Source organism: Flavobacterium shii (genome assembly GCF_025847235.1).
Classification (GTDB): domain Bacteria; phylum Bacteroidota; class Bacteroidia; order Flavobacteriales; family Flavobacteriaceae; genus Flavobacterium; species Flavobacterium shii.
Map to the genome: position 1 here is coordinate 92,356 of NZ_JAOZEW010000010.1, position 21,693 is coordinate 114,048.

At 32.6% G+C, this 21,693-nt stretch carries 19 protein-coding genes; 6 read left to right on the forward strand and 13 right to left on the reverse strand.

What is annotated here, in order from left to right; genetic code table 11:
- Positions 1 to 62 precede the first annotated feature (62 nt).
- From OIU83_RS10830 to OIU83_RS10845, 4 genes are all read right to left on the reverse strand, one after another.
- Positions 63 to 1,502 carry a serine hydrolase gene (locus OIU83_RS10830; RefSeq protein ID WP_264206274.1) on the reverse strand — a complete coding sequence of 480 codons (1,440 nt, stop codon included), beginning with the start codon at positions 1,500 to 1,502 and terminating at the stop codon, positions 63 to 65.
- Positions 1,503 to 1,546: 44 nt separating this feature from the next.
- On the reverse strand, positions 1,547 to 3,220 hold the full coding sequence (locus tag OIU83_RS10835) for a M56 family metallopeptidase (protein ID WP_264206275.1): 1,674 nt from the start codon (positions 3,218 to 3,220) through the stop codon (positions 1,547 to 1,549).
- A gap of 6 nt (positions 3,221 to 3,226) precedes the next feature.
- Complete coding sequence (locus tag OIU83_RS10840) at positions 3,227 to 3,586, reverse strand: BlaI/MecI/CopY family transcriptional regulator (protein WP_129538193.1); 360 nt, start codon at positions 3,584 to 3,586, stop codon at positions 3,227 to 3,229.
- A gap of 180 nt (positions 3,587 to 3,766) precedes the next feature.
- On the reverse strand, positions 3,767 to 4,987 hold the full coding sequence (locus OIU83_RS10845) for an MDR family MFS transporter (RefSeq protein ID WP_264206276.1): 1,221 nt from the start codon (positions 4,985 to 4,987) through the stop codon (positions 3,767 to 3,769).
- Between the two features lie 95 nt (positions 4,988 to 5,082).
- On the opposite strand from OIU83_RS10845, the gene OIU83_RS10850 reads away from it, so the two are divergent.
- The 5 genes from OIU83_RS10850 to OIU83_RS10870 all read left to right on the forward strand — a co-directional run bounded on the left by OIU83_RS10850 (position 5,083) and on the right by OIU83_RS10870 (position 8,944).
- Positions 5,083 to 5,685 carry a DUF1684 domain-containing protein gene (locus tag OIU83_RS10850; protein ID WP_264206277.1) on the forward strand — a complete coding sequence of 201 codons (603 nt, stop codon included), beginning with the start codon at positions 5,083 to 5,085 and terminating at the stop codon, positions 5,683 to 5,685.
- Entirely contained in the window at positions 5,685 to 6,350 is a 666-nt protein-coding gene (locus OIU83_RS10855; protein ID WP_264206278.1) for a TatD family hydrolase, read from the forward strand. Before OIU83_RS10850 ends, OIU83_RS10855 begins: the two co-directional genes overlap by 1 nt.
- A 41-nt stretch (positions 6,351 to 6,391) precedes the next feature.
- Complete coding sequence (locus OIU83_RS10860; protein ID WP_264206279.1) at positions 6,392 to 7,111, forward strand: tRNA threonylcarbamoyladenosine dehydratase; 720 nt, start codon at positions 6,392 to 6,394, stop codon at positions 7,109 to 7,111.
- Between the two features lie 257 nt (positions 7,112 to 7,368).
- Positions 7,369 to 8,037 carry an HAD family hydrolase gene (locus OIU83_RS10865; protein WP_264206280.1) on the forward strand — a complete coding sequence of 223 codons (669 nt, stop codon included), beginning with the start codon at positions 7,369 to 7,371 and terminating at the stop codon, positions 8,035 to 8,037.
- A gap of 61 nt (positions 8,038 to 8,098) precedes the next feature.
- Positions 8,099 to 8,944, forward strand: a complete 846-nt coding sequence (locus OIU83_RS10870) for a DUF2911 domain-containing protein (protein ID WP_264206281.1) — start codon at positions 8,099 to 8,101, stop codon at positions 8,942 to 8,944.
- A gap of 358 nt (positions 8,945 to 9,302) precedes the next feature.
- Here the strand turns inward: OIU83_RS10870 and OIU83_RS10875 are convergent, their stop codons facing one another.
- The 9 genes from OIU83_RS10875 to OIU83_RS10915 all read right to left on the reverse strand — a co-directional run bounded on the left by OIU83_RS10875 (position 9,303) and on the right by OIU83_RS10915 (position 20,470).
- Complete coding sequence (locus OIU83_RS10875) at positions 9,303 to 11,027, reverse strand: sodium:solute symporter (RefSeq protein WP_264206282.1); 1,725 nt, start codon at positions 11,025 to 11,027, stop codon at positions 9,303 to 9,305.
- Positions 11,028 to 11,149: 122 nt separating this feature from the next.
- The gene (locus tag OIU83_RS10880; protein ID WP_264206283.1) at positions 11,150 to 13,681 is read right to left on the reverse strand and encodes a PIG-L family deacetylase; all 2,532 of its coding nucleotides are present in this window, start codon (positions 13,679 to 13,681) and stop codon (positions 11,150 to 11,152) included.
- A 150-nt stretch (positions 13,682 to 13,831) separates the two neighbouring features.
- Positions 13,832 to 14,335 carry a hypothetical protein gene (locus OIU83_RS10885; protein WP_264206284.1) on the reverse strand — a complete coding sequence of 168 codons (504 nt, stop codon included), beginning with the start codon at positions 14,333 to 14,335 and terminating at the stop codon, positions 13,832 to 13,834.
- A 224-nt stretch (positions 14,336 to 14,559) separates the two neighbouring features.
- Positions 14,560 to 16,272: a BamA/TamA family outer membrane protein gene (locus tag OIU83_RS10890; protein WP_319005352.1), complete on the reverse strand. Its 1,713-nt coding sequence runs from the start codon at positions 16,270 to 16,272 to the stop codon at positions 14,560 to 14,562.
- Between the two features lie 647 nt (positions 16,273 to 16,919).
- Positions 16,920 to 17,453 carry a mechanosensitive ion channel family protein gene (locus OIU83_RS10895; protein WP_264206286.1) on the reverse strand — a complete coding sequence of 178 codons (534 nt, stop codon included), beginning with the start codon at positions 17,451 to 17,453 and terminating at the stop codon, positions 16,920 to 16,922.
- Between the two features lie 11 nt (positions 17,454 to 17,464).
- Complete coding sequence (locus OIU83_RS10900) at positions 17,465 to 18,049, reverse strand: Maf-like protein (RefSeq protein ID WP_264206287.1); 585 nt, start codon at positions 18,047 to 18,049, stop codon at positions 17,465 to 17,467.
- Entirely contained in the window at positions 18,042 to 18,968 is a 927-nt protein-coding gene (locus tag OIU83_RS10905; protein ID WP_264206288.1) for a geranylgeranylglycerol-phosphate geranylgeranyltransferase, read from the reverse strand. Before OIU83_RS10905 ends, OIU83_RS10900 begins: the two co-directional genes overlap by 8 nt.
- A gap of 229 nt (positions 18,969 to 19,197) precedes the next feature.
- On the reverse strand, positions 19,198 to 19,725 hold the full coding sequence (locus tag OIU83_RS10910; protein ID WP_264206289.1) for a KdsC family phosphatase: 528 nt from the start codon (positions 19,723 to 19,725) through the stop codon (positions 19,198 to 19,200).
- Positions 19,709 to 20,470 carry a Rossmann-like and DUF2520 domain-containing protein gene (locus OIU83_RS10915; protein ID WP_264206290.1) on the reverse strand — a complete coding sequence of 254 codons (762 nt, stop codon included), beginning with the start codon at positions 20,468 to 20,470 and terminating at the stop codon, positions 19,709 to 19,711. The genes OIU83_RS10910 and OIU83_RS10915 overlap by 17 nt, the downstream gene beginning before the upstream one ends.
- Before the next feature lie 140 nt (positions 20,471 to 20,610).
- On the opposite strand from OIU83_RS10915, the gene OIU83_RS10920 reads away from it, so the two are divergent.
- On the forward strand, positions 20,611 to 21,588 hold the full coding sequence (locus OIU83_RS10920) for a hypothetical protein (protein ID WP_264206291.1): 978 nt from the start codon (positions 20,611 to 20,613) through the stop codon (positions 21,586 to 21,588).
- Positions 21,589 to 21,693: the final 105 nt, after the last annotated feature.

Below are 21,693 nucleotides of genomic sequence, written 5' to 3' on the forward strand. Positions count from 1 at the left end.
AAAAAAAGACTTTGTAGTGTTACAAAGCCTTTTTCCATTGAATTTTAAATAAGTTTTAAATACTATTTTGCAAGTAGTTTATCTATTTTAGCCAGCATTTCTTTGGCGTTTGCGTTTTCTGGCGAAAGTGCAAGAGCTTTTTGATAAGCCTGTTTAGAGGTTTCAAACTGACCGTTATTAAAATAACTTTCGGCTAGACTATCAAATGCATTTCCTGATTTAGGATTCTCTTTTGTATTTAATTCAAATACTTTTATAGCATCGTTTATTCTTCCGTAATTCATAAATGTGTACCCAATAACATTTAATCTGTCTTCAAACTTCCATTCAGGATGATTTTTTTTCAACGCAAGATAATTTTGTTCCGCTTTTGCAAAGTCTAATTTTAAAAAATCTTGTGTAGTCTTTTCGTCTGCCAATAAGTAATCATCGATTAGGGTTTTATCTACAATTCCCGCCACATGATTTACTACTTGAGATTGTACATATAAATTATCATATTTATGACCATTGGATAAAAAGATGATAGTTAAATCGTTTCTAACAAACTTCCTGAAAGCAGTTTCATTACCTCCTGTAAAACCATACGAAATGACTTTGTTTACAGGGTAAAAGTCCCAACCATATCCAAAAGTTTCTTTACTCTTCGTATATTGAAAAGGTTCCCACATCGAATATTTTGTTTCCTTTTTTAAGAACCTATCCTTGTCTAAGTTTTCATTCCAACGAATAAATTCTTGCAATGTAATATTTAAACCATTTGCAGAATGACCATCAGAACCACTGTTTAAGGTGTTTTTTACATACTGATTGGTTTTGGTATTATAGTTATATCTAAACGCACTATTCGGAACGGCTTTGCCAAAGTCTGCTGAAAAATAAACGCCCGATTTTACTTCAGGAAATTGATTTTGTAAGATGTATTCTTCAAAAGTTAAACCAGAGATTTTCTCTATAATCTTGGCAAGAAAAAAATAATTAGTTTGATTATAATTGTATTGACTTCCAGTTGCAAACTCCATCGGTTTTTTTGATAGTATTACAATTTTTTCATCATAAGGTAAAGAAATTGTAATATCTTCAAACATTACGATGTTTGGTAAACCAGAGGAATGCGTTAATAGATTCTTTACTTTTATACCTTGCCATTCTTTTGGGAGATTATCAAGATATTTAGATATAGGGTCTTCCAGAGATAATTTTCCTTTTTCGATAAGTTGAAAAATCCCAACATTTGTTATCAATTTTGTAGTAGAGAAAATCTTAAAAGCAGTGTTTTTATCTACTGGTTTATTATCCTCAAAAGAAGCTTTTCCGTAGTATTTCTCATAAATAACTTTTCCGTCTTTGATAACTGCCAGTGCCACTCCGGGAATTTCATTTATCTCGATTACTTCATTAATGTAGTTATCGATTTTTTGCTTTTGGTTAGTATCTGTTTTTTGACTAAAACAGATACTAAAAACGAATAAAAATGCTGAAATTAAGAATGTTTCTCTCATGTATTTCTATGATTTTTTATAACAGATTAGAGACGTTTCTTTTCTTATTTTGATTTGTTTTCTTTTTCAAATGCCTTCATTTCCTTCTCGTGTTTTTTTATATCAGTTTCATGTTTTTTCATGTCTTGATCGAACTTTTCCATATCCTGATTAAACTTTTGCATTACAATTTCATATTTGGCCATTTCTTTTTCGTAAATAGCTTCACGCTTTGCCATTACAGCCTCAACTTCTTTTTCGTAAGCAGACATGTCCGGTTCAAAAGTTTCCATCTTTTTATGAAATTCAGCCATTTCTTTATTGAATTTTTTCATTGCTTTCTCATCACTTACATCTTTAGGATGCACAGGAGGTTTAGGCATTTTAGACATATCTACATTAGCAACAGGCATTGGCCCATCAGGAAATGAAGGAGGCGATGGAGGTGTAGGAGAATTTTCGTTGCTAGTATAACTTTCAGCATCATCTGGACCTTCACCCATAGTTACAGGCTGATGGATTTTTTCGCCAGTTTGTAAATTAACAGTTTCGGTACCATCTTGGTTTTTTATTACAATAACTCCAAATGGTTTTATGGCTTCATTACCGCTAGTTTGCATTATTTGTGCTTTTCCATTTTTGCGTCTTACATCAACACGTATTCCTGTTAATTCATTAGCCGAATTTCTTTTAACATCACTAAATGCAATGATTATCTCATGATTTGTTTTTAATTTTTGTACAATTTCATCTAATTCTTTATCAGTTGTGTTTTTTTTAATTTTGTACATAAACACATCTTTCGGGTCAGATTTTGTATTTACAATAATGTCTTCTTTAACTCCGTTTACTTCTTTTTGTTTCTTTTCTTGTGCAATAACTTTTACTTGAAATAAGAATACAAATGCTCCCAATAGCGGAAGAACTAAGGCGTACTTCCAGTAATTTTTCTTTTTTGATTGATTTTTGTTTAACATGACGATTCGTTTTTTGATTAATGATTGATAAAAATGATTGGTGATTGCAACACAATTTTCATGTGTTGTGATTTTTAAAAGCGTGTATTGATACGCTTTTTTGTCGGCTATTTTTTTCAAAGCTTCAGCATCGGCAATGAACTCTAAGTTTTGCATAATAGCTTTTTTGTACAACCAAACGATTGGATTAAACCAGAATGCAATGCAGAAAATCCTTGCCATTAATACGTCTGTGGTGTGATTTTGTTCGCTATGAATTTTTTCATGTTCCAGAATATTCTCCAATTCGCTGGTGTTGTACAGTGATGAGTTGTACACAATGTAATTGAAGAAAGAAAACGGAGCAATATTCTCAGAAACATCTACAAACTTAAAGTCGGCTTGGTTTTGAACAGTTTTCCCTTTAATAACCCTTTTAAGACTATAAAAGTCGAAAGCAAATTTTAATAATAATAAAGTGATGATTGAAACATATAATATAATAAGACACAGATTTAAATGTGTGTCAAACCAACTCTCCTCAACAGGAATTGTTTTAATTGTGGTATTTATTGGAGAGGTAAAATTGGTACGAGTAGGAGCAACCCAAACTATCTTGGTGTAAACTACAAAAGGCAATAGGATCGATGTGATTAATCCCGATAATAAAAACCATCTATTGCTGTTGAAAAAAGTTTCTTTTCGCAATAAAAAGTAGTACGCCAAATAAAACAAGGTGATTAGTCCGCTAGTTTTAAGAATATAGATAAAGATTGCCTCCATAAATTATTATTTTTTGTTTTCTATCATGTCTAAGATTTCACGTAACTCATCGGCCGAAATTTTTTCTTCTTTGGCAAAAAAGGAAACCATATTCTTATACGAACTATTAAAATAATTGTCAATTGCTGTATTCATGAAGCGCTTGCTATATTCTTTTAATGTTACAACAGGATAATATTGGTGCGTGTTCCCAAAAGGAGTGTGTGCCACAAAACCTTTTTCTTCCAAATTTCTCACAATGGTCGATAACGTGTTATAGTGCGGCTGATCCTCCGTAATTTCTGCTTGGATTTCTTTTACAAAAGCTTTGTTCAACTTCCATAAAATGTGCATTATCTCTTCTTCTTTGTTGGTTAACTTTTGCATGTTTTCTAATTTTAAATCAAACTTACAACTAATTTTATAGTTACACAACTATAAATATAGTTATTTAACTATTTTTTTAGTTGTTGATAAGTTGTAGCGATTTAATTAGAAACGTATTTCTGTTTTAAGATATTGTTTTACAGGGATTTAATTTGTTTTAAGAAGAGATTTTGCTTTTTTTTATAAAATGCTGTTTTCTTTTTGTAATTCTTTCTGAATCCAAAAACAACATGCGGTTGCGGTCAATCCAATAGTTCCCATTATGAACCAATTGATTTGATATCCCAAGCGAGTGATGAATTCAAAACCTACTTTGGAGCTAATAATATGTGCAAGACTAAAGCTCATGGTGTATAAAGCCATATAACGTCCTTCTTGACCGCGTGGAGCTCTGCTTAAAGCAAAAGCATTAGAGAAAGGAAAGGTTAGTATCTCCCCAAGCGAAACTATAATCATTGCAAATACAAGGACTCCGGCCCAAACATTAATCAATAATAAGTAAAAGCTCGAAGCCATTAAAAAAGTACCGTAGATAATTATTTTTATTTTTTGGAAAGCTTTACGTTCCAGATAACTCACAATTGGCATTTCGAGAGAGAATATGATAAGCCCGTTTAAGGTCATTAATAGACCAGTTTGTAATTCGGTCAAGCCAAATTTCTCATTGTGATATAATGGTAAAGTTGTAAATAACTGAAAGAAAATCATAGCAGTTACAAAACTTACAAATAAAAATACCCAGAATATCTTGTCTTTAAATACCGATTTTGGTTCACTTATTACATCATGACTACTGTCATAAACTGGTTTTTTCTTTTCTTTTACTAATAATGCAAAAATTGAAATCGCAATAATACAGGAAGCACCATCGACCCAAAATAATCCTTGATAACCAATTCCCATAATAATAAGTCCTCCCAGTGCAGGACCAGCAGCAAAACCAAGATTTACAGCAAGACGAACTAATGTTAAGGCACGAGTTCTATTTTCGGGTTTGGCATAGGCGCCAAGGGACACAAACATTGCAGGACGAAACATATCGGCTACAGCCATAATAGAAAACATACCAAAGCATAATCCCCAGAAAGAGGTTATATATTGTAAAAAGAAAAGTGCGACACCACTGGTAAATAAGCTAAATACCATTATTTTGTAAAAACCTATTTTGTCCGAGAGTTTACCTCCCATCCAGGAACCCAGCATAGAGCCCAACCCAAAAGCCACCATAATCCAGCCAACTTCATTGTATGAAAATTGAAGATCTTCTTTTAAATATTTTGATAAAAACGGCAGAACCATTGTTCCAGCACGATTTATAAATGTAACAAGTGTAAGTATCCAAATCTCTCTAGAAAATCCTCTAAAATTGTTAATGTAACGTTGAAAGGCGGTGATTAGCATTATAAATGGGTTATATCTGCAAAGTTATAAAACTTTGTAAGTTACAGTCTTTGTTGCTTTGTTACTTTTAAACTATTTTTGCTGAAATTTATAAGATGAAAAAACTAATTTTATTTTTAACGCTTTCAGTATTGAATTTTGGCTTTGCTCAGGAAAAATTTGATAGAGCCGAAGCCGAAAAATTTCAAAAGACAATTAACGGTGAATATGCTGATGCTAAAACAAGTCCGTTAATGGCCGAGGATTTAAAGACATTCAAGACATTAGATTTTTATCCGATAAATGAAAAATATGCTGTTGTGGCCAAATTTGTGAAAGCCAAAAAAGAGAAGGCTTTTGAGATGAAAACATCTACAGATAGAAAACCAATGTATATAAAATACGGTACAGTTTATTTTACGATTGATGGAGTAGATTTGCAATTAAATGTATATCGTAATATTGACCTTTCTAAGAAAGCAGAATATAAAGATTATTTATTCCTTCCTTTCTCCGATTTAACTTCTGGGAAAGATACTTATATAGGAGGAAGATATATAGACTTAAAAATTCCGAAAGGAAATACTATCCTGATCGATTTTAATCAGGCTTACAACCCGTATTGTGCTTATAATCATAAGTATTCTTGCCCAATTGTACCTTTAGAGAATGATCTGAATGTGGCGATAGAAGCAGGCGTTAAAAAGTTTCATGACTAATGCATTTTTTTAATTTCCATACACACAAATCTGCTAATAATCCAGAGGCTTTGGATCTAGTGAATCAATACCCAAATGAGTTTGATGAAACTATTCCGTTTTATTCCATCGGGATTCATCCTTGGTATATTGTAAAAGAAAGGATTGAGGCTGAATTGGAAATTATAGATAAAAAACTGGCTACCGAAAATTGCCTTGCTATTGGCGAATGTGGTCTGGACAAACGCACAGATGTTTCGTTTGAATTGCAGGAATCAGTTTTTGAAAAACAATTACTTTTGGCTGAAAAGCATCAAAAACCAGTCGTGATTCATTGCGTAGCAGCGTTTCAGGAAGTAATTACTATTAAGAAAAAACTAGGAATTACAGTTCCTATGATTATTCATGGTTTTTCTAAGAATCAGCAAGTGGCAAAACAGCTATTGAATAATGGATTTTATATTTCTTTTGGAAAATATTTAATCAAGAACCCTAATTTGGAAGCGGTTTTTAAAAGTATTCCCAATAATCGATTTTTTTTAGAAACAGATACAATTGATGAAACGATAGAAATGGTGTATGCTTTGGCAGCAAAATATAAAAACATAACAATTGAAGAATTACAGCAGATAATCTCTAGTAATTTTGCAACTGTATTTGATAAACAATTAAAAAATGAATTTTGATTTTCAAACTTCAATAATATTAAACTTTAAACAAAAAATATATGGCAGAGTGGACGGAAAGAGCCGAATTATTATTTAAAAAAGAAGGATTAGATAATCTTAAAAATTCACACGTTCTTGTAGTAGGATTAGGAGGAGTGGGATCTTTTGCCGCCGAGTTTTTGGCAAGAGCAGGGGTAGGAACCATGACTATTGTAGATGGAGATGTAGTAGATATTACGAATATAAATAGACAATTACCAGCTTTGCATTCGACTGTAGGGCAGCCTAAAATAACTGTTGTAGGTGATCGTTTAATGGATATTAATCCGGAATTAAAGTTAATTCGTGTACAGGAGTTTCTTTCGCCAGAGCGCGCTTTTGAAATTGTTACCGATGAGTTTGATTACGTTTTAGACTGTATCGATAGTGTTACTCCAAAACTAAATTTGATTATTGCTGCCAAACGCAAACGTGTAAAAATCATTAGCAGCATGGGAGCTGGTGGAAAAATGGAAGCTGCAAAAGTGAAAGTAACGGATATTTCGAATACTGTAAATTGTTATTTTGCTAAAACTATTCGTAGAAGATTGAAAGAGGCGAAAATTGATAAATTGAAAGTAGTATTTTCTTCAGAAATTCAGGATGAATCAAGTTTAAGAATGACTGATGGATCTAATTATAAGAAATCTTTTTATGGTACAAACAGTTATATGCCAGGGTTATTTGGTTTATATGCTGCCGAAACTGTAATTCGTTATTTGCTAAAAAAGAGTAATTAATTAAGTATTAAGTATTAAGTATTAAGTATTAAGTATTAAGTATTAAGTATTAAGTTGTTCATTATATACTTTGAGAATTAAGAATCTATATAGTATATAATCTATATTATAATTTATGTAGTATATAATCTAAATGCAAAGTATTCCCACAATATAAAAAAACCTTTGAACCTTAGTATCTTAGTACCTTTAATAAAACCTTTGCTTCTTAGTACCTTAGAACCTTAGAAAGAACCTCAGAACCTTAAAAGAAAAAAATGATAAAAACAGTAATTTTCGATATGGACGGTGTAATTGTAGATACAGAACCGGTACATTATTACGCATACCATAAACAATTCTCGGAATTAAATATTGAGGTTACCGATGAGGTTTATGCTTCATTTACAGGATTTTCGACTCGAAATACGTTTCAGAAATTGAAAGAGACTTTTGTGATTGAGCAAGAGGTAGAGGATTTGATTCAGAGAAAAAGAACCATTTTTAATGATGCTTTCGATACTAAGGAAGATTTATACTTGCTAGATGGTGTTGAGGATTTAATTAAAGATTTGTATGCTAATGGGATGCAATTAATTCTGGCTTCTTCGGCTTCGAAGGTTACTATTGAGCGTGTTTTTACCCGTTTTAATCTGTACCAATATTTTACTGATATTGTAAGCGGAGAAGATTTTCCTCAATCAAAACCTAATCCAGCAATTTTTTTGCATGCTGCTTCTTTGTCAAAAGCGCCAAAAGAAAATTGTATTATCATTGAAGATAGTACCAATGGAGTGAAAGCTGCAAAAGGAGCGGGAATATATTGTGTAGGTTATAATAGTGCGCATTCTAAAATGCAGGATTTGTCGGAGGCAGATATCGTTATTAATCATTTTGATGAATTAAACTTTGATAAAATAGCAAAAATTGAGTCTACCATTAGGTAATTATTAACAAATTAAATTAATTGAATTCGTAATTTTGGGAAAACAAAAAAACTATATATAAATGAAAAAAGTACTTATTGCCTTAGCAATTGTTATTGCTCCATTTGTTGCAGAAGCACAAATAAAAACACCTCAAGCGAGTCCGAAAGCTGTTGTAAATCAAGTTGTAGGTTTGACAGATGTAGAAGTGGTTTACTCACGACCAGGCGCTAGAGGAAGAGCAGTATTTGGAAACTTAGTTCCGTTTGGTAAATTATGGAGAACGGGTGCTAACGAAAATACAATAATATCGTTTAGTGATGATGTTGTAATTGACGGAAAGACATTGAAAAAAGGAAAATATGCTATTTTTACTATTCCAAGAATCGAAAGCTGGGATGTTATTTTTTATTCAAAAACGGATAACTGGGGATTGCCGGAAAACTTGAACGATGCCGATGTAGCTTTAAAAACTACTGTAAAAGAAGAAGCTTTAAACAAAGCGGTTGAAACTTTTACTATTGGAATCAACAATTTGGATGCTAATTCTGGAACTATCGATATTGCATGGGAGAATTCTTCTGTATCTGTAAAATTTGAAGTTCCTACAGATAAATTGGCTTCAGAAAGTATTAAAAAAGTATTGGCTGGACCAACATCAAATGATTATTTTAATGCAGCACAATACCTTTTACAGTCTAAAGGTGGTGATATTACAAAAGCAAGAGAATATGTAGACAAAGCATTAGAATTAAGCACTGATAAACCTTTCTATTTCTACAGACTTAAATCATTGATTCAAGCTAAACAAGGAGACAAAAAAGGAGCTATCGAAACGGCTAAAATTTCGCTTGCTGCTGCTGAAGCTGCTAAAAATCAGGATTACGTAAAAATGAATAAAGACAGTATTAACGAATGGAGTAAATAATACACTGCTTGTTTAAATCAAAATCCCGTTTCGAAAATATTTCGAAACGGGATTTTTTATGTCTTGTTCTGAATAATTCTCTTAAGCTGTACGAAGTCTCCCGACTTCGTACTCATAACTGTTTATAGTTTCAATTTTTAAACTCTTTGCTTATTGTTGACGCTTCGAAGTCGGGAGACTTCGAAGAGCGGCGTTGTACGAACTTAAGCTGTACGAACTTAAGCTGTACGAAGTCTCCCGACTTCGTACTCATAGCTGTGATACCATAAAAGATATAGTGTACAGCAGGAATAGCTCCATAAAAAAAACGCTGTAAAACCTAAGTCTTACAGCGTTTTTTATGATAATTTGATTTATGCTAAGCTACTATTGCTTTTTGTTTTCTAAAGATAGTGAGCTGCATGAGTAGTGATAAGAATATGGTTAGGATTGCTCCAATGAAATTGAGCCATAAGTAACCTAGTTTTTCTTGTCCGCTTGGGTAAATGTATATGGCGTAATAATAGATTATAAAAATGGTTATCTGACTAATTAGCGCGCTATAAAAAACGGCTTTGGACTGAACGTGTTTAATGTAAAAACCAACCAGGAATATCCCAAGTACAGTTCCGTAAAAGATCGATCCAATGATATTTACCAATTGTATTAAGTTTTCGAATAATGTTCCTACGCAAGCAAAAAGTATGGCGATGATTCCCCAGAATAAAGTAAAAAACTTGGTTGCATATAAGTAATGCTTTTCAGATTTTTCGGTCTTTAGATTTCGCTTATAGATGTCGATAGCTGTTGTGGATGCTAATGCATTTAATCCCGAAGCAGTAGATGACATAGCTGCAGAGAGGATTACGGCCAATAATAACCCGATTAATCCTTTTGGGAGATAGTGCAGGATAAAATGGAAAAAGACGTAATCTTTATCATTGGTTTCGCTATTACTATCAGCTTTTAGAATGATTTCTTTGGCACGCTCTCGTAAATCTCTTTCTTTATTGGATAAAGTGACTAATTCTTTTCGGAGTATTGGATTGTCATAATCCTGATTTAACTGATCGATGTATAGTAAGTTGATTACTTTTTTGTCTTCGGAAAGGACATTGAGCTTTTTCTCCAGTTCGTGATATTCACCTTTGTACGCCGATTTCTCGATTATAACTTTGTTGTTTGGATTAAAATTTAACGGAACAGGATTAAATTGAAAGAATACAAAAACCATTATTCCGGTTAATAGAATAAAGAACTGCATTGGAACTTTTAAAAGCCCGTTCATGATTAATCCCATCTGACTTTCCTTTACCGATTTACCGGATAAATAGCGTCCTACTTGCGATTGATCGGTTCCAAAATAGGCGAGAGCAAGAAAGAATCCACCAGTTATTCCGCTCCAAAAAGTATATTTTTCTTCTGGATTAAAAGAGAAATCTACGATGTTCATTTTGTCATTTGCACCAGCAATATGCATGGCATTGGTAAACGTCATATCATTTGGCAAGTAATGTAATATCAGGAAAAAGGTGATGAACATTCCCGACATGATTACAAACATTTGCTGTTTTTGGGTAACATTCACTGCTTTTGTACCACCCGAAAAGGTATAGATAATTACGAGTAATCCTATCATAATGTTCATTATAGTAAGATTCCATCCCAGGAGCGCCGATAAGATAATTGCAGGAGCATAGATAGTAAGTCCTGTTCCCAGACCTCTTTGTACTAGAAATAAGATTGCTGCAAGGGAACGGGTCTTTAAATCAAATCGTTTCTCTAAGAATTCGTAGGCTGTATATACTTTGAATTTATGGTATAAAGGGATGAAAGTAACGCAAATAACGATCATAGCAATTGGCAATCCAAAATAGAACTGCACAAATCCCATTCCGTCATGATAAGCTTGCCCCGGAGTGGATAAAAAAGTAATAGCACTTGCTTGTGTTGCCATTACCGATAGTCCAACGGTGTACCAAGGTGTTTCGTTACTTCCTAAAATAAAATCTTCGACAGTCTTGCTTCCTTTGGTTTTCCAAGAGCCGTAACCAACAATAAATAAAAGTGTAACAATTAGTACAATCCAATCAAATAGTTGCATATGTTATGAGTATAATTGCATTATTAAGTAAAAAACCAGAATATAAATGGCATTGGCTACAAGCACGTAGGTGTAGCTTTTTTTCCATGTTTTTATTTTTTTAGTTGCCATATAAAATACTATTAATTCTTAATGTTTTTATTCGGAATTTGAACTGGTTGCTTTAAAGAAATGATATTTGATAACAATCGGTATGCTCCCGGAACACCTTCTGGTAATTCTCTAAAAAAGCTTAAACCGGTGTAAATATAATACCCTTTTCCGTATGGAGCCACTAATAAAGCGCCCTTTTTAGGGGATTCTCCTTTGTCATGTGAAGATAAAATAGGGGTGAAGGCTTTGTCGTATTCACTTGGATAATATAAGCCTTGTTCTTGTTTCCAACCTTCAAAATCTTTGGATGTAATTTTATTTGGTGTGCTTAAAACAGGATGATTTGGTGCAAGAAAAGTAACTTCGGCATTTTCTTCGGTTACACGATCATATGATATTTTTAATGGATATGGAGCGATACTATCTGTTACAACATCTCCGGTTGTATTGTATTGTACAATCATTGTTTTTCCTTCTTTTACAAAATCAAAAAGTACCGATTGCTTATTGGCAAGTGCCTGAATCGTATTGTAGGCTCTTATTCCAGTAATTACTACATCAAAATCTTCGAGCCTTGTAGGCGTAATTTCTTCGGGTTTCAGGATAGTTACTTTATACCCCATTTGTGCCAGACTGTTCGGTACTTCATCGCCCGCGCCCATAATGTAGGCGATTGAATCTCCTGTTGTTTTTAAGTCAAAGCGTATACATTTGGCTTCAGATGGAGCTAAAACCTGTTGCTTGGTAATATGACTATAGTCAATAATGGTTTGGTCTTTGTCATAACGTTTACCGTCTACAATGGCAACGCTTTTTAATGTGGCATTCTCTGAATTTACAGGTGGTGTAACTTCAAAATAAACGGTTTGTTCCATTCCTTTTTTAGTTAAGGTAAACGGAATTTGTTTTGGAGAGATTAACCAGCTTTTAGGTAATTCCAATTGTAAATTGCCACTTATGCCGTCTTTTCCTGCTTTAATTTTTACAGCAACAGTTTTTGTTTCGGTATCTTTAAATAGTAATACTTTTTCCAGAATTGTAGTTGTAACTTCTGGAACTATATCCAGGAAATCATACATTTCGCCTTTTACATCGTCATTATATTTATAAACAACGGTACGCTCAAACGGAATCTCAACATTGTTTATTTTAACATTAAAAACAACTTTTACTTCACGTATAATATCTGGAATTCCGATATTTTCCTGATTAGAAACAGTGTACATTCCTACTGTCGCTTTTTCTTTTAACCAATAAGGTTGTGTATAAGGAATGGTAGCTGGTAACTGAATTTTTAAATCAATTTTTTGGTCTTTATTATTTGCTAAATCAATATTTTGTAATGTGTTTTTTTGATCTGGTAGTGTTGTTACACTTACCAATTGCATAGGAATCGAAGCACGATTGATGGCTTCGAGTTTAAGATTTATTGTGCTTCCTTGTGTCGCTTCTTGTTGTTGTGCAACTGCTTCCAGATATAAACCAGAACAGGCGGCGATGATTTTTTTAATTTCTTCGGATTTTAAGGTTTTCCAATGATTTTCATCTAATGACTGTATCATTGTATATGCTTTGACCAAATCGGGAATACTTGCCGATGGATTATTAAAATCATATTGAGTAAGGATTGTATTAATTAGTTCTCCTATTGGTTTGCCCCCTTTTATACGGTTCCATGTTGTGTCAATTCCTTCAAAAATATTTGCGGGATCCTTTGGTGCGTCTCCGTTTATAAGTTCCAGATATTCGGTATCCTCACCGCGACTTCCTGTGCTTCCAAATCCTTGTGATTGATGGCGACTGCGGCTTAAGGCTGCAATTTCCTGATTGGATTTTCCTATTCCGGGATAATAAACGCCGGTTTTTAATGTTGAGAATTTAGATTTATTAGCGGCTTCAAATTTTTCCTGACTTCCATAAAACCACCACGATGTATTAAAGAACTGGCGTTTGGGTTGCCATGTAGTTACATACTTTAATTGTTCTGGATAGCTATTTGGGTTATTGGTAAGGTTAAAACTTTCTACGCTTAGCATTGCCGATGATGTATGATGGCCATGAGTTGTACCTGGAGTACGATGATCAAAACGATTGATAATAACATCGGGCTGAAATTTACGAATGGTCCAGATTACATCGGCAAGGACTTTGTCTTTATCCCAAATAGTTAATGTTTCTTCGGGAGTTTTTGAGTATCCAAAATCATTAGCTCTTGAAAAAAATTGTTCTCCTCCATCAATTTTTCTAGCCTCTATAAGTTCTTGTGTTCTTATTACACCTAATAATTCTCGCAACTGTGGTCCAATTAAATTTTGTCCTCCGTCACCTCTGGTTAAAGACAAATAACCAGTTCGTGCATTAACTTCATTAGATAAATAAGAAATTAATCTTGTATTCTCATCATCAGGATGTGCTGCAATATAAAGTACCGAACCTAAGAAGTTTACTTTTTTTATTTGATTAAAAATCTCAACCGAATTTGGTTTTTGAGGTTTTTGAGCAAAAGTAGCTTGAAGGCTAATGAGAAATAAAAGAATAATTTTTAATAAAAGTTGCTGCATCTGAGAATTATTTAATTTTTTAAGATTGTTTTCAAAAATAGTAATAATAGAAACCGGTAATTGTTAATGACATGTAAAGATGTTAAAGTATTTGTTAAATAAAAAAAGAGTGCCCGAATAAGGCACTCTCTTTAAATTGTAAAATGGCGTTTAATGTCTTCCGTGACCATTACCATGTCCTCTATCATGGTGATCATCATCATGATCATCACGGTCGTGACGATCGCGACGTTCATAACGATCTTTTTTGTAATAATCGTTGCGATCTTTTTTATAGTAACCATATGTTTTTTGAGGTTTACCACGATACCCTTTGCAATATTGAACTCTGTGTTTGTCAAAATGTGAATAAGGAGTTCTACCATGATAATCATTTAATACTACTTTATAACCTCCATATAAATCATAGTTTCTATATTGTCTTGGTAAGCGGCTTGATCTAATCCATTGTCCTCCGCCAAAATAGATAAACTGTGAGGCACGTACATCATAATATGATTCAACGTCTGGTAAATAGTAGTATTCTGTTTCGGCATATCCTACAGGTCCCCATTGTGGTGGTGAACCAATATTTACATTTATAGAAACTTGAGAGTGCATGGTACTTGAAATAAAAAGAAATATTCCGAAAGTAATAATTTTTAGTGTTTTCATTTTTTCTGGGGTTTTGGATTCTTATTTTAAATGTTGAAATGATTATTTATTTCGACATTTGATATGTGAAAACCAAAAGTTGTGCCACAAAAAGTTTTTTTAATACCATATAAAGACAAATTTTAATGAAAGTAAAATAAAAACACTGATATATAGCGTATTATAGTCTATTTGTTTTTTGCTTTTTTTAATGAAAATATATAAGATGAGGGAATATTCTGTTCTTATTTATAGTTGACTATTTTTGGTTTTGCTAATTCAAATGTTTGCAATCCAAAATCGGTAGTTTGAAATGTATTTGTTTTAAAAACATTGTCGCCTTGGTATGGAATCGACGGATAATAAGAGATAGAGAGCTGGAATGAACTAAAAACCAAATAGTCATTACTTATCAATAATCCCAGAGTTACCTTGGAGTATGCTTTGTTTTTCATCATAGCATCTCCCGGACTTCCTAATACAGCAACGGTATAATTAAAAAACGGATTCATACGAAATCCCCAAATTGCATGTGGTGCATAGGTTTGCGTTTGCAGTGACAATACCATCTTGCTGGTACCATATAAAGCAGCATTAAAGCCTTGTAGACCATTATTCTCATTTATATTAAGTTCATCACCTATAGAATCTACCCGATTGGCACCAATAATTAATGCAGGTTTTACAAATTGTCGTAATTTCCATTTTCCCATTTTTACTAAGTTTGTAAAATAATTGGCTTCAAAAGTAAAAGCGCTTTGATATGTTTTGGATTGATGAAAGAAAGTTCCAAATTGAAAATCGGCACTTAAAAATCCCCATTTATAAAAATTGCCAAAAGATGCCTGTGCCCCCAGATAAGGACGCCAAATACTATTTTTATATTGATACCCAGTTGTTATTCCGAAGATTCTACCGGTCGCAACATCTTCGGTAACACCATTTCTAAAGATATAAGTATCTTGTATAAATTCTCGTGTATTGATTCCGATTCCTGTCAGAAATAGTTTTTCATCCGAAAAGAAACTAACAGGATCGTATTCAGGAGATGGTCTTTCGATGTAATCTACATTTAAGACGCGACCTGCTAGAATTAAATTTGTTTTTCTTTCTTTTTCTTTAAAAACAGAAAATGCTTTCCCCAACCATATATCCTGCGAATTGTATTTAAAAGTTTGAAATGCATAGCTCAAATCCGGAGCTTGCAAGCTATCTTTTCTAAATCGCTGACCTATATACACACCACCTGCCCATCTGGTTAAAGGGGAGTAGAAAGGGCGTTCGAAATCAATACTTTTATTATAATTGTTATCCAGATCAATATTGTATTTTACTGTAGTACTAATAAAGGTATTTTTAATATTAGGAACCGTATAAGTTAAGTCGTTGGCATTTTGTCCATCAGAAAAACGATTTGTAAACTTATAATCCAGTTGCTGCCCCGTTCCAAAGAAATTTTTGTCTCTTATCCCTACACCAACCTGATTGCTTGAGATTGAAAACTTGGGGATATAGCTCCAGGAATCCAGAACCCGAATAGTAACATCTACCGAATCGGACTGCACACCGGCTAATTGCTCGGTAATATCTACTGTATTAATGAATTTTTGTGCTCGAATAATACGCTCAGATTCTTCGACTTTATAGGTGTTATAAGGGGTGTTTTTTTTGAATAATAGTAAATTACTAATTGCGAATTTTTTTGTCTTTAAGTGGAGTCGGTTTCCCGTTCTTTCTCCCCAATTTCTGGGTGTAATAGTTGTATCTTTTTCAGAATAACCAAAGGGATCTAATGTTATAATGGTAATCTTTCTTATAATTTTACCATCATAATTTGTACTATCTATTTCTTTAATTACTTCTTTGTTTTTCTTAGTGCGGTTGGATTTAAAAACATAACGATGTAAGAAATTCGTAACCTTATGTCTCTTGGAATAGGATTTAATTTTAGAGTACATTTCTGTACTATCTTGTTTTGTGGTTTTGACCTGCGAAAAACTGCTTTGATAACAAAAGCATAGCAGAACAAACAATAGATATGTTTTATATTGAAACATTTTTATTTTCAAGGTGGGTACTTTTATGAATTCATTTCGCGATATTCTATAAAACGATATTTATTCTATTCTGTTATTCTAGTTTTTAAATATTCCAATTATTTTTTTTAGGGATACCATTACCTAATAATAGATGCAAGCAAGTTTGGGAATCGTAATTTAATGTTTAAAAAGGGAAATACTGGTAGTAATATACCGAAATTACAAAGATTGATAATAATGATTTTATGATATTATCTCTAATATAAAAAAAGCTCCAATAGAAATTATACTTATTAATATAAAGGAGGGGTTGACGTAAAAAGGCAATTTAATTGATTCCATAACTAATTTATTGAGATTAAAAAGCATTCCTGAACGGGTAATAAAAGCTAAGTTAAACAAATGTTATGCTTTATTTGTGCTTTTTAGTTCTACTTTTTGAAAATTAGGTTATAAAATCTCCATTAAAATTAAAACCATAAAGTCACTTAAGTAAATATAAGTTTTAAAAACACTTCACTTAAATGACCTTATATAATTTATATGATTAGCAATTTTTAAATCATTTAATCAAAAAACTCTTTGTCTTCAAATTGAGCTGCAATAATCGAAATCCCTTTTTGCAGAAGCAAATTGTTGGGATAGATTATTTTTTCGCCTTCTTTGGTTTTTAAGCTTACATGGAAAGCATTTATATCCTCAATTTCGGCTTCGATAGGAAAATCTTTATCATGAATTTTTATAGAATCACCAATTTTAAATGGAAATGAAAAGAATAAAATGATTCCAGATGTAATATTGCTTAAAATAGACCATTGTGCAAACATTGCCACACCAATAACTGTTGCAATAGAAGATACAGTAAGGAAAATATCTTGAGTTTGAACTCCCCAAATAACAAATAAGCCTATTATGAATAAGGTATTTGTGAGTAGATTAATGTACTTAATTATCAAATTGGTTCGGTGCTCCAAGAAGTGTTCTTTCTTGGCATATTTTCGAATTATTTGGGTAATAACTACTCTTATCGAAACCATTATTACAATAAGGATTCCTGTTGCAAATATTTCTTTGGCATAATTGGTGAAAAAAGCAGTCATAATTCTATATTTTAATCTAATGTACTTAAATATTCATAAACTCTATGCGTAGGCAACCCCATAACATTGGTATAAGAGCCTTCTACCTTTGAAACTGCCATGAAACCAAACCATTCCTGGATACCGTATGCACCAGCTTTATCGTAGGGTTTATAGTTATCTATATAATATAAAATAGTCTCATCGCTTAATTTGGTAAAGGTAACTTTTGTAGTTTCATTTATTACCATTGATTTCTCATTGGTAGTAAAACAAACTGAAGTTATAACATCGTGTGTTGTATCCGATAATGATTTTAATATATTAAAAGCGTCTTCTTTATCTTTTGGTTTACCCAAAGCTTTATCGTTATGCCAAACAATGGTATCACTGGTAATCAGGATTTCGTTTGGTTTTAATTGTCCTTCAAAAGCACTGGCTTTAAGTTCGGCTAGATAATTTGTTATTTCGATTCCTTTTAGTTCTGGAGGATAAATTTCTTCAACGTCTTTTAATCGGATTTCGAAATCCAAATCCAAGTCTTTAAAAAATTGCTGACGTCTTGGCGAACCCGAAGCTAGTATTAAGGTATATTTTTCTAATTTTTGCTTAAGCATTGTATTTAATATTAAGATTGATAACTAAGATAGATAGGATTCCGAAGAATAAAATCCATTTTAAAATAGAACTCAAGTCGTGAAATTCTTTCTTTGTTTTTGCCGTTATTATTTTTGCAATAAAATAAAGCAGCGGAGCAAGTACAAATACAAAGGCATATAGGGTAACGATGTAAAGATTATTGGCTACAAAATAGTTATTGATATAAATTAACAATGAAACTACGGGAATGATTGCCAAAGCAAAAACAATTTTGGCAGTTCGATCAGCTCCAATTGCAATAGGTAACGTATTCATTCCTTGGTTATAATCGCCATTTACGTCTTCGATATCTTTTACAATTTCACGTATGAAATTAATCATAAAAGCAAATATTGCATAATCCAAAAGTATGGAGAACAAACTCGTCATTTGCGCTCTGTTAGCCATATCGGTAGCAGGAAATATGTCGAAAACTCCAATTATTATAACGCTAAAAGACAATAGTAAAGCAACAACGATATTCCCCAAAATCATAATTTGTTTTAGTGTCGTCGCATAAAAATAAAGACTGGCAGCAACCAGAATAAAAACTGTTGCAAAACCAGGTCTCATAATTATATTCGATAAGTAAAAACCTATTGCAACGCCAGTAATATTAAGAGCAACATATATATTATAAGTAGCAGTTTCGGAGATACTCTTGCCAACGACAACATCGTTTGGTTTATTTATTAAGTCGGTCTCCTGGTCAAAAATATTATTAATAACATATCCCGCAGCAGCAATTAAAACCGTGCTTAAAACCAATAAGCCATATTGCCAATCGGCTAATGCCAATGGTATATTTTGCAATTTTAAGAAACCATACCGAAATAGTATTTGCATGAAAGCAAGCATCAATAGGTTTTGGTAGCGAATGAGTTTGAGGTATTTCATTTTTTTTTAAGGTTCTGAGGAGCTAAGTAACAATCCCGAAGCTTCGGGACAAAGGTTTTTTGTAGAGGCGCACCGCAGTGCGTCTTTCTAAGTTCGAAAGTTCTAAGTGGCAAAGGTTTTTAAAGGTTTAAACGCAAGACTTAAATCTTGTTTCTTTAAGTCTTACATCTATCATCTTTCATCTTTCATCTACCTATTTACAATTAACAATCAATAATTAACAATTAAATTAATCGTGTTTCCCATTAAAATGCTCCATCCATTTCCCTTGTACCTTCATGACTTGTTCGATTACGTCGCGTGCCGAACCTTTTCCTCCTTTTACGTGTGAGATATAACGAGATATTGTTTTTATCTCTGGGCTAGCATCTTGAGGGCAAGTAGGTAATCCTACCAATTTCATTACATGATAATCTGGGATATCATCGCCCATGTATAATACTTGCTCAGGATTGATATTGTATAATTCGGTATATTCTTTAAAAGTTTCTACTTTGTCGGGAGTTCCCAAATGGATATCTGTAATTCCAAGATTACGTAATCGTATGCGTACACCTTCATTGCTTCCTCCAGAAATAATACATACATTATACCCACTTTCTACAGCCGCTTTCATAGCATAACCATCACGTATATTCATTGTGCGAAGAATTTCTCCTTCATTGGTTACAAAAACCGAACTATCTGTAAGTACTCCGTCAACATCAAAAATAAAAGTAGTGATGTCGTTCATTATTTCTTTATAACTTTTTGCCATTATTTTGTATAGATTTTGTTAGTAATGCGTATATTTTTTTTTGATTTTCATCTGATAAATAACTCAAATGCGCCTCGATTGTTGTTGTGTCATTTCGTTTTGCTGGGCCAGTTTGAGCATCAATAGGCGAAAGGGTATTGATTTTATTGGCAGTTTCGGCTATTAAAGGCTTTAGGATTTCAAAAGAAACCTTATGTTCCTCGCAAATTTCCTGCCCGATTTGGTATAAATGATTGGTGAAATTATTCACAAAAACGGCAGCAACATGTAATGCTTTGCGTTGCTCGGAACTGATTGCGTAAACAGCATCCGAAATGCTTTTGGCAACGGTTTCAAGCACTAAATAATCAGTTTTATTTTCGGCTTCCAGACAGAGTGGAATAACCTTAAAATTGACTTCTTTATTTTTGGTAAATGTTTGTAAAGGATAGAAAACACCTCTTCGGTTTTTTGCATTAATAGCATGTAATGAAGCAGTTCCCGAAGTATGAACTACCAATTTATTTTTAAATGGTAATTGTTCTGAAACAGTCAAAATAGCATCATCTGAAACGGCAATAATATACAAATCGGCTTCTTTTAAAAGAGCAATATCAGTTACAATTTTACTGGAATCGAGTAGAGGAGAAATAACCTTTTTTGTTCTGGAATATACCTCAATAAGCTCAATCGCACTGTTTTTTGCGAAAGCATTTATTAAATGTTGTGACACATTTCCGGAGCCAATTAGTGTTATTTTAATCATATTGCAAAATTAGCATTTTTTTGAAGAGAATTAGTCTTGATTTTTTAGGATATTTTTTTTGTCTTTGTATTTCAAATATAGAATAGATCAATACGACACTTGCTTTTATTTTTATATTTGTAGGAAATAAATTTAAAATAATGAAAAAAATAATTACCCTAGTTGCTATCTTGTTTATTACTTCACATGCTTTCTCACAACAAATAGAAAATGGATTTTCTCCTCAAATAACTGATTTCTCTGTCCCAATTGGCTCGGGAGCTTATAGTGGTTCTAATGCTATAGGATCAAATCCTGATAAAAGTTTTCAAGACAGCTGGCAACATTTATTGGTCGTTAGACATCCAAATACAAATAATAATCATCAATTACAGATTTCTTCATCTATGAGCCAAAATGATAAGTTATATTTTAGGAAATTATCTTCTGGGAGTCCTATTGCAGTAAATTCAGATTGGTATGAAGTAGCAACTCGAGGAACTAATACTTTTACTGGAAGTCAGAGTATTGATGGTAATGTTGGAATTGGAACTACTAATCCTTTAAATGGTTTGCATATTTTTAAGCAGAATGATTTTAATGGTGGTTCAATAAGATTTGGCCATAGTAATTCATCGGATGCTCTTTTAAGTTTTGGATGGAATAATTCAACTTCTGACGATGCTTTCAAACTGTCTTATAGTTCTCATAATTCAGTATCAAATATTATAGACTTATTGACAATTGGAATAAATGGTAACGTAGGTATCGGTACAACAAAACCAAATAACAAACTAGATGTAAACGGTACAATTCATTCCAAAGAAGTAAAAGTAGATTTGGAAGGTTGGTCATGGCCAGATTTTGTGTTTAAAAAAGAATATAATTTGCCAACACTTGAAGAAGTAGAAAGACATATTAATGAAAAAGGACACTTAGAAAATATTCCTAGCGAAGATGAGGTTTTAAAAAACGGAATAAATTTAGGAGAAATGAATGCTAAACTCTTGCAGAAAATAGAAGAATTGACATTATATTCAATTCAGCAATCAAAAGAAATTCAGACTTTAAAAGATGAAAATAAGTCTTTTAAATTGCTTTCCGAAAGAGTTTCAAGAATTGAACAGCAACAAAAATAATGGCATTCTATAATTTATAAGTATAAACGTATGTTTTTGCGGATTTGATCTAAAATGGTAGCTGCTTTTTGGATTTTATTAACAAATTCACGAATATCTGAATCA

Excerpts from the sequence above, each read along its gene's own strand:
- OIU83_RS10910 (WP_264206289.1), bottom strand. The coding sequence starts at position 19,725 with ATGGCAAAAAGTTATAAAGAAATAATGAACGACATCACTACTTTTATT.
- OIU83_RS10865 (WP_264206280.1), top strand. The coding sequence starts at position 7,369 with ATGATAAAAACAGTAATTTTCGATATGGACGGTGTAATTGTAGATACA.
- OIU83_RS10885 (WP_264206284.1), bottom strand. The coding sequence starts at position 14,335 with ATGAAAACACTAAAAATTATTACTTTCGGAATATTTCTTTTTATTTCA.
- OIU83_RS10920 (WP_264206291.1), top strand. The coding sequence starts at position 20,611 with ATGAAAAAAATAATTACCCTAGTTGCTATCTTGTTTATTACTTCACAT.
- OIU83_RS10860 (WP_264206279.1), top strand. The coding sequence starts at position 6,392 with ATGGCAGAGTGGACGGAAAGAGCCGAATTATTATTTAAAAAAGAAGGA.
- OIU83_RS10870 (WP_264206281.1), top strand. The coding sequence starts at position 8,099 with ATGAAAAAAGTACTTATTGCCTTAGCAATTGTTATTGCTCCATTTGTT.
- OIU83_RS10845 (WP_264206276.1), bottom strand. The coding sequence starts at position 4,987 with ATGCTAATCACCGCCTTTCAACGTTACATTAACAATTTTAGAGGATTT.
- OIU83_RS10875 (WP_264206282.1), bottom strand. The coding sequence starts at position 11,027 with ATGCAACTATTTGATTGGATTGTACTAATTGTTACACTTTTATTTATT.
- OIU83_RS10915 (WP_264206290.1), bottom strand. The coding sequence starts at position 20,470 with ATGATTAAAATAACACTAATTGGCTCCGGAAATGTGTCACAACATTTA.
- OIU83_RS10890 (WP_319005352.1), bottom strand. The coding sequence starts at position 16,272 with ATGTACTCTAAAATTAAATCCTATTCCAAGAGACATAAGGTTACGAAT.
- OIU83_RS10905 (WP_264206288.1), bottom strand. The coding sequence starts at position 18,968 with ATGAAATACCTCAAACTCATTCGCTACCAAAACCTATTGATGCTTGCT.
- OIU83_RS10855 (WP_264206278.1), top strand. The coding sequence starts at position 5,685 with ATGCATTTTTTTAATTTCCATACACACAAATCTGCTAATAATCCAGAG.
- OIU83_RS10900 (WP_264206287.1), bottom strand. The coding sequence starts at position 18,049 with ATGCTTAAGCAAAAATTAGAAAAATATACCTTAATACTAGCTTCGGGT.
- OIU83_RS10895 (WP_264206286.1), bottom strand. The coding sequence starts at position 17,453 with ATGACTGCTTTTTTCACCAATTATGCCAAAGAAATATTTGCAACAGGA.
- OIU83_RS10880 (WP_264206283.1), bottom strand. The coding sequence starts at position 13,681 with ATGCAGCAACTTTTATTAAAAATTATTCTTTTATTTCTCATTAGCCTT.
- OIU83_RS10830 (WP_264206274.1), bottom strand. The coding sequence starts at position 1,502 with ATGAGAGAAACATTCTTAATTTCAGCATTTTTATTCGTTTTTAGTATC.
- OIU83_RS10840 (WP_129538193.1), bottom strand. The coding sequence starts at position 3,586 with ATGCAAAAGTTAACCAACAAAGAAGAAGAGATAATGCACATTTTATGG.
- OIU83_RS10835 (WP_264206275.1), bottom strand. The coding sequence starts at position 3,220 with ATGGAGGCAATCTTTATCTATATTCTTAAAACTAGCGGACTAATCACC.
- OIU83_RS10850 (WP_264206277.1), top strand. The coding sequence starts at position 5,083 with ATGAAAAAACTAATTTTATTTTTAACGCTTTCAGTATTGAATTTTGGC.